General features: G+C 66.1%; 14 protein-coding genes. 9 read left to right on the forward strand and 5 right to left on the reverse strand.

Features of this window, described 5'->3' with window-relative positions:
- Nucleotide 1: 1 nt before the first annotated feature.
- Both QOL68_RS10575 and QOL68_RS10580 read right to left on the reverse strand, forming a co-directional pair.
- On the reverse strand, nt 2-1,273 hold the full coding sequence (locus tag QOL68_RS10575; RefSeq protein ID WP_282949500.1) for a dipeptidase: 1,272 nt from the start codon (nt 1,271-1,273) through the stop codon (nt 2-4).
- A 78-nt stretch (nt 1,274-1,351) separates the two neighbouring features.
- Nucleotides 1,352-1,633, reverse strand: coding sequence for a hypothetical protein (locus QOL68_RS10580; protein WP_282949499.1), 282 nt, complete (start codon nt 1,631-1,633; stop codon nt 1,352-1,354).
- On the opposite strand from QOL68_RS10580, the gene QOL68_RS10585 reads away from it, so the two are divergent.
- The 3 genes from QOL68_RS10585 to QOL68_RS10595 are packed head-to-tail and all read left to right on the forward strand — an operon-like array spanning nt 1,632 to nt 4,295.
- On the forward strand, nt 1,632-2,807 hold the full coding sequence (locus tag QOL68_RS10585) for an acyl-CoA dehydrogenase family protein (protein ID WP_282949498.1): 1,176 nt from the start codon (nt 1,632-1,634) through the stop codon (nt 2,805-2,807). The genes QOL68_RS10580 and QOL68_RS10585 overlap by 2 nt on opposite strands.
- A 40-nt stretch (nt 2,808-2,847) precedes the next feature.
- A complete protein-coding gene (locus QOL68_RS10590) occupies nt 2,848-4,053 on the forward strand; it encodes a M20 metallopeptidase family protein (RefSeq protein ID WP_282949497.1) in 1,206 nt (401 codons plus the stop codon).
- Nucleotides 4,050-4,295: a GlsB/YeaQ/YmgE family stress response membrane protein gene (locus tag QOL68_RS10595; protein WP_282949496.1), complete on the forward strand. Its 246-nt coding sequence runs from the start codon at nt 4,050-4,052 to the stop codon at nt 4,293-4,295. Before QOL68_RS10590 ends, QOL68_RS10595 begins: the two co-directional genes overlap by 4 nt.
- Here QOL68_RS10595 and nadB read toward each other — a convergent pair.
- The 3 genes from nadB to QOL68_RS10610 all read right to left on the reverse strand — a co-directional run bounded on the left by nadB (nt 4,292) and on the right by QOL68_RS10610 (nt 7,240).
- On the reverse strand, nt 4,292-5,878 hold the full coding sequence (gene nadB / locus QOL68_RS10600; protein ID WP_282949495.1) for an L-aspartate oxidase: 1,587 nt from the start codon (nt 5,876-5,878) through the stop codon (nt 4,292-4,294). The genes QOL68_RS10595 and nadB overlap by 4 nt on opposite strands.
- Nucleotides 5,875-6,237 carry an endonuclease domain-containing protein gene (locus QOL68_RS10605; RefSeq protein ID WP_282949494.1) on the reverse strand — a complete coding sequence of 121 codons (363 nt, stop codon included), beginning with the start codon at nt 6,235-6,237 and terminating at the stop codon, nt 5,875-5,877. Before QOL68_RS10605 ends, nadB begins: the two co-directional genes overlap by 4 nt.
- Before the next feature lie 79 nt (nt 6,238-6,316).
- The gene (locus tag QOL68_RS10610) at nt 6,317-7,240 is read right to left on the reverse strand and encodes an ABC transporter ATP-binding protein (RefSeq protein WP_282949493.1); all 924 of its coding nucleotides are present in this window, start codon (nt 7,238-7,240) and stop codon (nt 6,317-6,319) included.
- Nucleotides 7,241-7,352: 112 nt separating this feature from the next.
- Between QOL68_RS10610 and QOL68_RS10615 the strand changes: the two genes are divergently transcribed.
- The 6 genes from QOL68_RS10615 (at nt 7,353) to QOL68_RS10640 (ending at nt 12,514) form a co-directional block, all read left to right on the forward strand.
- Nucleotides 7,353-7,913: a DUF4402 domain-containing protein gene (locus QOL68_RS10615; protein ID WP_282949492.1), complete on the forward strand. Its 561-nt coding sequence runs from the start codon at nt 7,353-7,355 to the stop codon at nt 7,911-7,913.
- 43 nt (nt 7,914-7,956) lie between these two features.
- Nucleotides 7,957-8,160 (forward strand): zinc-finger domain-containing protein, encoded by a 204-nt coding sequence (locus QOL68_RS10620; RefSeq protein ID WP_282949491.1) that lies wholly within the window; start codon nt 7,957-7,959, stop codon nt 8,158-8,160.
- A gap of 381 nt (nt 8,161-8,541) precedes the next feature.
- Nucleotides 8,542-9,102 carry a DUF4402 domain-containing protein gene (locus QOL68_RS10625; RefSeq protein ID WP_204992299.1) on the forward strand — a complete coding sequence of 187 codons (561 nt, stop codon included), beginning with the start codon at nt 8,542-8,544 and terminating at the stop codon, nt 9,100-9,102.
- Nucleotides 9,103-9,141: 39 nt separating this feature from the next.
- A complete protein-coding gene (gene tldD / locus QOL68_RS10630) occupies nt 9,142-10,584 on the forward strand; it encodes a metalloprotease TldD (RefSeq protein ID WP_282949490.1) in 1,443 nt (480 codons plus the stop codon).
- A gap of 212 nt (nt 10,585-10,796) precedes the next feature.
- Nucleotides 10,797-11,993, forward strand: coding sequence for a hypothetical protein (locus QOL68_RS10635; RefSeq protein WP_282949489.1), 1,197 nt, complete (start codon nt 10,797-10,799; stop codon nt 11,991-11,993).
- A 110-nt stretch (nt 11,994-12,103) separates the two neighbouring features.
- Complete coding sequence (locus tag QOL68_RS10640; RefSeq protein WP_282949488.1) at nt 12,104-12,514, forward strand: hypothetical protein; 411 nt, start codon at nt 12,104-12,106, stop codon at nt 12,512-12,514.
- Nucleotides 12,515-12,519: the final 5 nt, after the last annotated feature.

Raw genomic sequence — 12,519 nt, forward strand, 5'->3', positions numbered from 1 at the left:
TCTATTTCGCGACCGGCGTCTCGATCGGCGGCTGGCCTTTCTGGCTCGCGGCATAGGCCTCGACCGCCTTCAGCACGCGCAGCATGTTGCCGATCGCGACCTTTTCGAGATCGGCCTGCGAATAGCCGCGCTTCGCGAGTTCGGTGAAGAGCGCGGGGTATCCCGACACATCCTCCATCCCGACCGGCGCCGAATCCATTCCGTCATAATCGCCGCCGAGCCCGATATGATCGACCCCGATCGTCGTCTTGATATGGTCGATATGGTCGGCGACCTTCTGCACATTCGTCTTCGGCACCGGGTTCGCGGCATCCCAAGCCGCGAGTGCGGCCTTCGCTGCCGCCGGATCGCCCGGATAGAGCGCCTTCAGCCGCGCCTCCTCGGCCGTGCGCGCAAGCCCCTGCGCGCGGACATCGGCGTCGAGGAAGCTCGGCAGCAGGACGACCATCACGATCCCGCCATTCGCCTTGACGAGCGGCAGCACACTGTCGGGCACGTTGCGCGGATGCGGGTTCACCGCGCGCACCCCCGAATGGCTGAACATCACCGGCGCCTTCGCAACCTCCAGCGCGTCCTTCATCGTGGCTTCGCTGACATGGCTCAGGTCGACGATCATGCCGATGCGGTTCATCTCGCGCACGACCTGCCGACCGAAATCGTTGAGGCCGTCGAGCGCGGGCGCGTCGGTCGCGCTGTCGGCCCAGGGGATGTTCTTCGAATGCGTCAGCGTCATGTAGCGCGCGCCGAGGTCGTACATCTGGCGCAGCACGGCGAGCGACGAGCCGATCGACTGGCCGCCCTCCATCCCCATCATCCCGGCGATCTTGCCGGCCTTCATCGCCTTTTCAAGCTCGGCCGAATTGGCCGCGAGCGCGAGGTCGTTGGGGTAGCGCGCGACGAGCCGTTTGGTGACGTCGATCTGTTCGAGCGTCTGCTGCACCGCTTGCTGCTCGTTGCTGTTCGCGGGGACATAGACCGACCAGAATTGCGCCCCGACATGGCCCTTGCGCAGGCGCCGAAGGTCGGTGTGCATCGCGATCACCGGCGGGGCCGCGTCGGGCTTTGCGGTATCGGTCGTGTCGACGAAGTCGAAATCGTTGATCATATTGGCGGCGCGGCCGCGCAGCGCCCAGGGCACGTCATTATGGCCGTCGAACACCGGCGCCTTTTTGAGCGCGGCTTCGGCGGTCGCCTCGGGCGACTTTTGCGCCATGGCGGGAGTGGAGATCAGGGCGAATGCGGCGAGGCCGACAAGCAGGGGGGCTATGTTCATGGCGCGCGACCCTAATGCGTTGATCGGAGGGCGCAAGCCCGAGGCGGAGCGGGAGGTCGCGAGGGCGTGCGGTTTGTTTCACGCAAAGGCGCAAAGGCGCGAAGAAGATAAAATCTCACACAAAGACACAAAGAGGGCGCGCGCCCACGCGGATGGCAGCTTGTCGCCGTAGGCGGCCGTAAAGGCGCTTCGCGCGATTATGGCGCTGCGGTTGCTGGCGTCCGGCGCCCTCTTTGTGTCTTTGTGTGAGATCCCTTTTTTCTCTCTTCTTTGCGCCTTTGCGTGCGATTTTTCTGCGCCGCGCCCACGGGTCAGACTTGCCTTGACGTTCGCGTAAACCCCGCGCAGCATCGCGGACATGACAGCCTTCGACGACTGGCGCGCCCGTTCGCCCTATTATGACGAAACCCACGACGCGCTGGCGCAAAGCGTCCGCCGCTTCGTCGCGCGCGAGATCGTGCCGCACATCGACCGCTGGGAGGCCGACGGCGAACTGCCACGCGACCTGCACAAGAAAGCCGCCGAGGCGGGCATCCTCGGCCTGCGCTATCCCGAGCAATATGGCGGGCACAGCGAAGGCTTCGACAATTTCCACGGCCTCGTGCTGACCGAGGAACTCGCTGCGGTTGGCGCAGGCGGGCTCGGCGCGTCGCTGATGACGCACGGCATCGGCCTGCCGCCGATCCTCGCGCTCGGCTCCGAGGAGCTGAAGCAGCGTATCGCGCCTCCGGTCCTCGCGGGCGACAAGATCATCGCGCTCGGCATTACCGAGGCGGGCGGTGGCAGCGACGTCGCGAACCTCAAAACCACGGCCGTGCGCGACGGCGACTCCTATGTGGTCAACGGCGGCAAGATGTTCATCACCAGCGGCATGCGCGCCGACTGGCTGACCTGCGCCGTGCGTACCGGCGGGCCCGGCGCGGCGGGCATTTCGCTGCTGCTGATCGACATGACGAGCCCCGGGGTCGAACGCACGCGGCTCGACAAGATGGGCTGGCGCTGCAGCGACACCGCCGCGATTCATTTCAGCGACGTCCGCGTCCCCGCCGTCAACCTGATCGGCCAGGAAAATGGCGGCTTCATAGGCATCATGCGCAATTTCAACAGCGAGCGGCTCGGCATGGCGATGGGCTGCTGCGCGATGGCGCGCGTCGCGATGGCCGAGGCGGCCGAATGGGCGCAGCAACGCGAGACCTTTGGGCGTCCGCTCGTCGGCCACCAGTCGATCCGCATCAAGCTCGCCGACATGGAGCGCCAGATCGAGGCGACGCAGGCATGGGTCGACCTCTGCGCCTGGCAGGTGAAAGAAGGCAAGGACCGCCCCGCCGACTTCGCGATGCTGAAGGTGCAGGCGACCCGCATGCTCGAAGCCGTCGCGCGCGAGGCCGCGCAGATTCTCGGCGGCGCCTCCTACATCACCGGCAGCAAGGTCGAACGCATCTACCGTGAAGTCCGCGTCAACGCGATCGGCGGCGGCAGCGAGGAAATCATGCTGGATCTGGCGGGGCGGCAGTTGTTCGGAGGGAAGCGCTAGCTGGCTCGACAGGACGCCTCGGTGTCGGCACACTCGGCGCATGGACACACAATCTCTTAGCTGGCCCGCTGAGGCCGAAACCCTACTCGACGATCTTGTCGACCTTCGCCGCGCCATCCATCGCGAGCCCGAACTCGGGCTGCAAAACCCGAAGACGCTCGCGAAGATTAAGGCGGCGCTCGCGGGGCTGCCGCTCGAATTTCGCGAAGGGCCGTCGACCACCGGGCTGGTCGCGATCCTGCGCGGACCCGCCAATGGGCGCACCGTGCTGCTGCGCGGCGATATGGATGCGTTGCCGCTGGTCGAGGAAACGGGGCTGGATTTCACGTCAGAGATCAGCGGCGCGATGCATGCGTGCGGGCATGACACGCATGTCGCAATGCTCGTCGGGGCGGCGAAGCTGCTGTGCGCCGCGCGCGACCGTCTCCCCGGCTCCGTGATCTTCATGTTCCAGCCGGGCGAGGAAGGCCATCATGGCGCGCGCTTCATGCTCGACGACGGGATCATCGACCCGCTCCCCGACGCCGCCTTCGCGCTCCACATCATGCCCAATGCACCGCACGGAATCTTCGCGGGACGCGCGGGGCCCTTGCTGGCTTCGTCGGACGTGCTGTCGATCACGGTCAAGGGCGCGGGCGGGCACGCCTCGATGCCGCACGACAGCATCGACCCGATTCCCGTCGCGTGCGCGATCGTCACCGCGATCCAGACGATGGTCACACGCCGCATCTCGGTCTTCGACCCCGCGGTCGTCACCATCGCGAAGATCGCAGCGGGCACGACGAACAATATCATCCCCGAAACCGCCGAGATGCTCGGCACGATCCGGACGCTGTCGCCCGAGCGGCGCGCGATGGTCGCGCGCGAGCTGAAGCGCCTTGCCCCGCCGATCGCCGAGGCCCACGGCTGCACCGCCGAGGTGCAGATCGACGAGGGCTTCCCCGTCACCATCTGCGATGCACGCGCGGTCGCGTTCGGTCAGGCTGTCGTCGAGGAGACCTTCGGCGAGGAAGCCTGGCTGACGATGGACAATCCGGTGATGGGCGCCGAGGATTTCTCCTACGTCCTCGAAAAAGTGCCCGGCGCGATGTTCTGGCTCGGCGCGAGCCACGAGGGGAGCGACTGGCGCCAATGCTGCGGACTGCACAGCAACCATATGGTGCTCGACGAAAAGGTGATGGCGCGCGGCGCTGCGCTGCACGCGGCGCTCGCAGAACGCTTCCTCAATGAAGGATTCAACGCATGATCAACATCATCGGCGCGATCGTCTCGGGCCTGATCATCGGCGCGCTCGCGCGCTTCTTTTATCCCGGCGCGGTGCAGATGGGCTGGATCGCGACGATCCTGCTCGGCGTCGGCGGCTCGCTCCTCGCGGGCTTCGTCACCTCGCGCGGCCGCGCCGACTTCCACCGCGCGGGCTGCCTGGCGTCGGTTATCGGCGCAATCGTGCTGATTCTCTTCGGACGGCTGCTCGGTATCGGCGGTTAGGGCACCAGTACCGTATCGCGCGCCTCGGCGAGCAGTTTCGGATAGTCGAGCGTGTAGTGCAGTCCGCGGCTTTCCTTGCGGTGGAGCGCGCTTTTCACGATCAGGTCGGCGCATTGCAGCAGGTTGCGCAGCTCGATGAGGTCGGTCGTGACGCGGAAGTGGCCGTAATAATCCTCGACCTCGCCGGTCATCATCTTGATCCGGTGCTGCGCGCGTTCAAGCCGCTTGGTCGTGCGGACGATGCCGACATAGTTCCACATGAAGCGGCGGATCTCGGTCCAGTTCTGCTTGATCACGACCTCCTCGTCGGAGTCGGTCACCCGGCTCGCGTCCCACGGCCGGATCGCGGGCGGCGGTTCGAGCTGGTCCCAGCGCGCGATGATATCCTTCGCCGCCGCCTCGCCGAAGACGAAGCATTCGAGCAGGCTGTTCGACGCGAGACGGTTCGCGCCATGGAGACCGCTCTCGGTGCATTCGCCCGCGGCGTAGAGCCCCGGCAGGTCGGTGCGGCCGTCGAGGTCGATCAATATGCCGCCGCAGGTATAATGCTGCGCCGGCACCACCGGGATCGGCTGCTTCGTCATGTCGATGCCAAGCGTCAGCAGCTTTTCGTATATGTTCGGGAAATGGCCCGCGACAAAATCGGGGTCCTTGTGGCTGATGTCGAGATGGACATAGTCGAGGCCCGAGCGCTTGATCTGGTCGTCGTTCGCGCGCGCGACGATGTCGCGCGGCGCGAGTTCGGCGCGCTCGTCATAATCGGGCATATAGCGATGCCCGGTGACGGGGTGCTTGAGGATGCCGCCCTCGCCGCGCACCGCCTCGGTGATCAGGAAATTCTTGACCTCGAGATTGTAGAGGCAGGTCGGGTGGAACTGCATCATCTCCATGTTCGAGACGCGGCAGCCCGCACGCCATGCCATCGCGATGCCGTCACCGGTCGCCCCGCGCGGTGCGGTTGAGAATTGATAGACGCGCCCCGCGCCGCCGCTCGCGAGGATCGTCGCACGGCCGACGTGCGCGTGGACCTTGCCGCTCTTCTCGTCGAGCGCATAGACGCCCCACACGCGGCCTGAACCCGAATAGCGTTCCTCGTGGCGGCCGGTGATCAGGTCGATGCACGCCTGTCCCGGCAGCAAGGTGATGTTGGGATGCGCCTCGGCAGTCTTCAATAATGCCGCCTGTACCGCCCAGCCGGTCGCATCGTCGACATGGACGATGCGGCGGTGCGAATGACCGCCCTCGCGCGTCAGATGCAGCGCCTCGGCTTCCTTGTTGAAGGGGACGCCCATCTCGATCAGCCGCAGAATCGCGTGCGGCGCGTTCTCGACGACGAACTCGACCGTCTCGCGCCGGTTGAGCCCGGCGCCCGCGACCATCGTGTCCTCGATATGATTCTCGAACGTGTCGCCCGCGTCGAGCACCGCGGCAATGCCGCCCTGCGCCCATGCGGTCGACCCGCCGGTCAGCTCGCCCTTCGCGAGCACGAGAACGCGGCAATGGTCGGCGAGCGCGATCGCGGCGGTGAGGCCCGCGGCGCCCGAGCCGACGATGATGACGTCGTGGGGGGGCGCGTCGGTCACTCTTCTCCCCTCCCGCAGGCGGGAGGGGCCGGGGGTGGGCCTGAATTCAAGGCAGCGATAATCGTCATCAACACACCTTCCAAATTAGACAGCACATCGGCATTGGAAAAACGCAGCGTCCAATAGCCTTGCGACCGCAAATAGCCATCCCTGCGGTGGTCTTCTTGCTGCCGAGCGTCATGCGAAATTCCGTCCAGCTCAATGACAAGCTTTGCTTCGCGGCAGACGAAGTCCACGACATAGGGTCCAATCGGTATCTGACGGCTGAATTTCCAACCTTCGAGTTGGCGCTTCGATATCACGCGCCAAAGGGTGCGCTCAGGCGGTGTCGCTTCCCGGCGCAGCCGCTGTGCCTTCAATGTCTCGCGTGGCCGGAATTTTCGGACAGGCCCACCCCCGACCCCTCCCGCCTGCGGGAGGGGAGAAGAGGTGTCGCCCTCACCCATTCGCCGCGCGCGTCAGGTTGAGGAAGACGTCCTCGAGATCGGCCTCGCGCGTCGAGACGTCGACGATGCCGTGGCCCATCGCATTGACCGCGGCGAGCACCTCGCCCGCGTTCATACGGTCCTTGTTGTAGCTGATCGCAAGGCCGCGCTCGCCCTCGCGCTCGACCTTCTCGAACGCGGGATGCGACGGCAGCACCGTCACATCGGCGTCGAGCGTCACGACGACGATCTTCTCGCGCGCCATGTCGACCAGTTCGCGCGTCGGCTTGTTCGCGATCAGCTTGCCATGGTTGATGATCGCGATCCGGTCGCAAAGCTCCTCGGCTTCTTCCAGATAATGCGTCGTGAGCACCACGGTGACGCCGCGGTCGTTGAGCGACTGCACATATTCCCAGAGCTGCTGGCGCAGTTCGATGTCGACGCCCGCGGTCGGCTCGTCGAGCACGATGATCGGGGGCGAATGCACCATCGCCTTGGCGACGAGCAGGCGGCGCTTCATACCGCCCGACAGCGTGCGCGCATAGGCATCGCGCTTGTCCGACAGATGCACCGCGGCGAGCAGCGCGTCCGAAATCCGCTTGTCCTTCGGAACGCCGTAAAGGCCTGCCTGATTTTCCAGCGTCTCGAACGGCGTGAAAAAGGGATCGAAGACGATCTCCTGCGGCACGATGCCGATCGAATATTTGGCGTTGCGGGGATCGGCGTCGATGTCGAAGCCCCAGATGCTCGCTTGGCCGCTCGTCTTGTTGACGAGTCCCGCGAGGATGTTGATCAAGGTCGACTTGCCCGCGCCATTCGGCCCGAGCAGTCCGAATATCTGCCCGCGCGGTACGTCGAAACTGACATTGTCGAGCGCCTGCTTGCCCCCGGCATAGATTTTGGAAACGGCGTCGATGCGGATGGCGGCTTCACTCATGGCCGCCTCCATAGCCGCGCGCCTTGCAGCGCGAAAGCCCTCTCGCGGCGGCGAATTCGAGCCGATCGCCGCGTTAACGCTAAATTGGCGAGTCGCGCTTATCAGCGACCATGTGAGGACCAGCCACATCATTCGCCCGCTGCCGCTGCAGCAGGGTCTAGCCGCCATTGCGCTCCTGCTCGCGCCCGCCGCCGCAACACCGGCGTTCGCGCAGAGCAGCACGCAAGCGCAGGCCGACGTCATCATACTCCGACCGCTCTCCTTCTTCCGGGTCAACGACCTCGATTTCGGCGATATCATCGCGTCGGGAACCGCGGGGACCGTCAGGCTCGCGCCCGACGGGACGCGCACCCGTACCGGCGGCGCGACGCTCGCCGGAAACGGCGGCGAACCCGCACGCTTTGCCGGGCTCGGCACCCCGAACCGTCAGGTCAATATCTCGCTCGGATCGAATACGATCTGGATTACCGGGCCGGGGCCGCGGATGCGCGTGCGCAATTTCGAGATCGGATCGACCCCGACCGCGATCCTGTCGACGACGCCGACGCGCTTCACGATCGCGAGCGCGCTCGGCAACTATAATTTCCCGGTCGGCGCGACGCTCGAGGTCGGGGCGAACCAGACGCCCGGCGACTACAGCGGCACCTTCACGATCACGCTGAATTACCTCTGACAGGCGATTGCGGGCGGGCATCGCGCTTGCTAAAGGCGCGTCGATGACCCAGCCCGCCCCCCCGCCCGAGACGATCCGCACGCCCAAGACCCGCATCGCCTGCGACGGCACCGGCGACGGCCTTGCCAACGCCGCGCTCGGCCATCCGCGCGTGTGGCTGGAGATCAACCCCGACCAGGGTTTCGCCGACTGCGGCTATTGCGACCGACGGTTCATTCTCGTCGGCGGTATCGCCGACAAGAGTTGAGCGCGACCGGCGGGGTCGCCGACCACGGCTAGGGTCAGGACCCATTAATTCCGCGATCGAGGCGTCGAAATGGCGAAGATATCGGGTTCGGGCGGGTGCAGCGGGTAGCATCGCTACCCGCAAGGCCGCGCGGGCCCGAGATCGAAGCCATTTCGGCGTCCCTGCGGGATTTGACCGATTTTGCCCATGGCTTCGTCGAAAAGTCTCGAAATATCGACATATTCCTGCGCCTTTTCTCCTCGCCCCAGGCAAAATCGCTTCAAACCTCGATCGCGGAATCGATGGGTCCTGACCCTAAAGCTTAAGCGCGAATTCACCATACCCGCGCATCTTCGATTCACGCGCCGACGCTATGTCTCTGTTCCAGACAGGAGCAGAATCGTGGGGATTCGAGGGACCAGCCAATCGCGAGCGGCGCTCCGCCGCCTCGCCATCATTTCCGTTGTCGCGGCGACCACACTCGCATCCGCCCCGGCCCTCGCGGCCGACCAGACGGGCACGGCGGCGGTCGTCGTCGTGCGGCCCAACACGCTCGTCAAATCGGACGATCTCGATTTCGGCACGCTCGTGAGCGGCCCGACCGCGGGCACCGCGACGATCAATCCCGCCACCAACGCGCGCAGCACGACGGGGGGCGTCACCGCGGTCGGTACCACGGCGCAGCGCGCGGTGTTTCAGGGCACTGGCGGCATTTTCCTGATCACCGTCACCGGCGACAACAATGTCACCCTGACCCGCTCCGGCGGCGGCGGATCGATGACCGCGACCCTCGTCCGCGCGATCACGACGAGCGGCGGCGGAATATCGATCCTCGGCTCGTCGGCGACACTGCTGCCGAGCGGGGTCCAGACCTATTATGTCGGCGGCACGCTCACCGTCCCGGCGAACCAGCCCGCGGGAGACTATAGCGGCACGTTCCAGCTCACCGTCAATTATCTCTGAGCGCTGGCGCCGCGGGACAGGCGCCCCTATATCGGGCGTATGACTAGCCCGACCGATCCCCGCCGCTTCCTCTATCGCACCGACGCGCTCGACCCCGATCTGGCGCAGAAGCTCGCCCGCGAAGCGCTCGCCAAGGCCGACGACGGCGAGCTCTACCTCCAGTATCGCGCGACCGAGAGCTTCGGCTTCGACGACGGGCGGCTCAAGACGGCGGACTATTCGACCGACGCCGGCTTTGGCCTGCGCGCCGTGTCGGGCGAGATGACGGGGTTCGCGCACGCGAGCGACGTCAGCGCCGGCGCGATCCGCCGCGCCGCCGAGACGCTCGCGCTGCTCGACCCCGCTACGCAGGCCCCCGCCGGCCCGCCGCCGCGCACCAACCGCCACCTCTATGACGAGGCGAATCCGCTCGACCTCATCCCCTTCGCGAAGAAGGTCGAGCTCTGCCAGAAGGTCGACGCCGCGGCGCGCGCGCGCGATCCGCGCGTCGTGCAGGTCTCGGTCGCGCTCGCGGGCAGCTGGTCGGTGGTCGAGATCGTCCGCGCCGACGGCTTTCTTGCGACCGACATCCGCCCGCTCGTTCGCCTCAACGTCTCGATCGTGGTCGAAGAGAATGGGCGTCGGGAATCAGGCTATTTCGGCCTCGGCGGCCGCTATATGTACGACCATCTGTTCGAGGACGCGCAGTGGAACCGCGCGATCGACGAGGCGCTCAATCAGGCGCTCGTCAACCTGCGCGCCGTCGATGCCCCCGCGGGCGAGTTCACCGTGCTGCTCGGCCCCGGCTGGCCCGGCGTACTGCTCCATGAAGCCGTCGGGCACGGGCTCGAGGGCGATTTCAACCGCAAGGGCACCAGCGCTTTTTCGGGCCGCATCGGCGAGCGCGTCGCCGCATCCGGCGTCACCGTGGTCGACGACGGCGCGATGGAAAGCCCGGTCGGCGGCGGCCGCCGCGGCTCGCTCAGCATCGACGACGAAGGCACGCCGACCGGCGAGACGGTCCTGATCGAGGACGGCATCCTCAAGGGCTATATGCAGGACCGGCTCAACGCCCGCCTGATGGGGGTCGAACCCACCGGCAACGGCCGCCGCGAGAGCTTCGCGCACGCGCCGATGCCCCGCATGACCAACACCTTCATGCGCGGGGGCAACGACGATCCTGCCGAGCTGCTGTCGCGCGTCAAGAACGGCATCTTCGCCAAGAGCTTCGGCGGCGGGCAGGTCGACATCGTGTCGGGCAAATTCGTCTTCAGCTGCACCGAGGCGTACAAGATCGAGAACGGCAAATTGGGCGACTCGATCAAGGGCGCGACGCTGATCGGCGACGGGCCGAGCGTGCTCACCAAGGTCATGGGCATCGGCAACGACATGGCGATCGACGAAGGCATCGGCATCTGCGGCAAGGGCGGCCAGAGCGTTCCTGCGGGCGTCGGCCAGCCGACATTGCTGGTCAGCGGGCTGACGGTCGGCGGCACGGCGTAACCCAATATCGTCATGCCGGGCTCGACCCGGCATCCATGACGCCATCGCCGCCATGGACCCCGGATCAAGTCCGGGGTGACGACTCTGTGGTGCTCGCCTGTGACCGCCCTCACTTGGCGCGGCGCGTTTCCCTGCTTATACCCCCTTCAAACACAAGAAGAATCGGGCCGCATCATCCGCGGGGGCAGCCTCCCCGCAACAGGGAGGATTTCATGCGTTCGAGCCTGCGTTTCGTTTCTGTCGCCACCATCGCCGCGATGCTCGCCGCCGTTCCCGGCTCGGCGCAAAAGTCGACCGGCCCCAAGGAACGCTATGAAATGGACGTCGCGACGATGTCGGGCTTTGCCGCGATGGCGGGCGGGCGCGGCGGCCTCGGCGGCGCGATGAGCATGGCGTTCGGCGGCGATCCCAACAACCGCGTCGCCTACCAGCTTCTGCTCCGCCTCGGCTCGGGTCAAGCGCCGACCGCGCCGCCGCCGAAGGGCGACCATTTCTTCCAGCCGCAAGCGAAGCTCGGCAAGTCGGTGCCGCTGATCGCGCCCGAACGCAAGGAAGGGACATATCCGACCGAATTCGAACGACCGAAGGGCCGCCTGCTGCTCTACTGGGGCTGCGGAGCGAAGGCTGGTCCCGGCCAGCCCGTCGTGATCGACTTCGCCAAGGTCGCCGCCGGACAGGTTCCGCCGAACCTCTTTTCGAGCGCGGTGCCGGTCATCCGCGAGGTCAGCCAGGCGAACAGCAAATCCTACGTCGACTGGCCGAACAGCAAGGGTGGCAAGCAGCCTGGATCGGGATCGTCGCTGCTCGGCGCGCACCGAGTCGCGAGCAATGTCGGATCGGACATCAACTTCACCCTCGCGCAGGACTATATGCAGGGGCTCAGCGCCTCGACCGCGATCCAGGGCGACCAATCGGTGATGGTCCGCTGGAATTCGGTGCCGAACGCGACCGGCTATGTCGCGTGGACGATCGGCGGCATGGACCGGCAGGACAAGGGCGGCGACATCGTCTGGTGGACGAGCAGCGCGTCGCAGCAGTTCGGCGGCGGCCTGTGGGACTGGCTGCCGCCCTCGGTCGTGGCGAACCTCATCACCAAGAAGATCGTGATGCCGCCGACGCAGACGAGCTGCCAGATCCCGGCCGAGGTCAAGAAGGCGTCGGGCGAGATGATGCTCGGCAACCTCAATGCCTTCGGCCCCGAAGCGAATTTCTCCTATCCGCCGAAGCCCGCGGGCAACGCGGTGTGGAATATCGACTGGACCGCGAAGGTGCGCTTCCGCTCGCATACGATGCTGCTGATCGGCGCCGACTTCGGCGGCATGGGCAGCTCCGGCGGCGGCACACCCGCCGAGCCCGAGAAGAAAAAGAAGTGCAAGGGGCCGCTCGGCATCCCGCTGCCGACCTGCTGACCGGCCGGACCGCGCGGCCAGGGTCAGGGCCCCGATCGCCGGTCATTCCCGGTTCATCGGACCTGGTGTATAAGGCGCGCGGGTAGGGTTATTCAGACAGGAGTCGCATCATGCGCCCCATAATCCTTACGATCCTCTCCGCCGCTGTTCTCGCAGCCGCTCCCGCAGCAGCTTCCGCGCGCGAAAAGCTCGCCCCCGAAGACCAGCTCGCCAAGCTGCTCAAGGACCGCGTCGCGGGCGAACCGCAAAATTGCATCACGCTGTCGAGCGTCACGAGCAGCCAGGTGATCGACAAGACCGCGATCGTTTACAAGATCGGCGGAACCTATTGGGTGAACCGGCCGAAGGACGCCGAATCGCTCGACGACGACGATGTGCTCGTCACCAAGACGACGGGTAGCCAGCTTTGCAGCATCGACACCGTCCAGCTCCACGATCGCTCGAGCCATTTCTGGACCGGCTTCGTGTCGCTCGGCGAGTTCGTCCCCTACCGCAAGGTCAAGACCGCGTCGGGCCAGTAAGCGCA

It is taken from the genome of Sphingopyxis sp. Geo25, assembly GCF_949769135.1.
Classification (GTDB): Bacteria; Pseudomonadota; Alphaproteobacteria; order Sphingomonadales; family Sphingomonadaceae; genus Sphingopyxis.

Coding starts and splice junctions, on each gene's coding strand:
- QOL68_RS10575 (WP_282949500.1), bottom strand. CDS start 1,273: ATGAACATAGCCCCCCTGCTTGTCGGCCTCGCCGCATTCGCCCTGATC.
- QOL68_RS10585 (WP_282949498.1), top strand. CDS start 1,632: ATGACAGCCTTCGACGACTGGCGCGCCCGTTCGCCCTATTATGACGAA.
- QOL68_RS10580 (WP_282949499.1), bottom strand. CDS start 1,633: ATGTCCGCGATGCTGCGCGGGGTTTACGCGAACGTCAAGGCAAGTCTG.
- QOL68_RS10590 (WP_282949497.1), top strand. CDS start 2,848: ATGGACACACAATCTCTTAGCTGGCCCGCTGAGGCCGAAACCCTACTC.
- QOL68_RS10595 (WP_282949496.1), top strand. CDS start 4,050: ATGATCAACATCATCGGCGCGATCGTCTCGGGCCTGATCATCGGCGCG.
- QOL68_RS10610 (WP_282949493.1), bottom strand. CDS start 7,240: ATGAGTGAAGCCGCCATCCGCATCGACGCCGTTTCCAAAATCTATGCC.
- QOL68_RS10620 (WP_282949491.1), top strand. CDS start 7,957: ATGACCCAGCCCGCCCCCCCGCCCGAGACGATCCGCACGCCCAAGACC.
- tldD (WP_282949490.1), top strand. CDS start 9,142: ATGACTAGCCCGACCGATCCCCGCCGCTTCCTCTATCGCACCGACGCG.
- QOL68_RS10635 (WP_282949489.1), top strand. CDS start 10,797: ATGCGTTCGAGCCTGCGTTTCGTTTCTGTCGCCACCATCGCCGCGATG.
- QOL68_RS10640 (WP_282949488.1), top strand. CDS start 12,104: ATGCGCCCCATAATCCTTACGATCCTCTCCGCCGCTGTTCTCGCAGCC.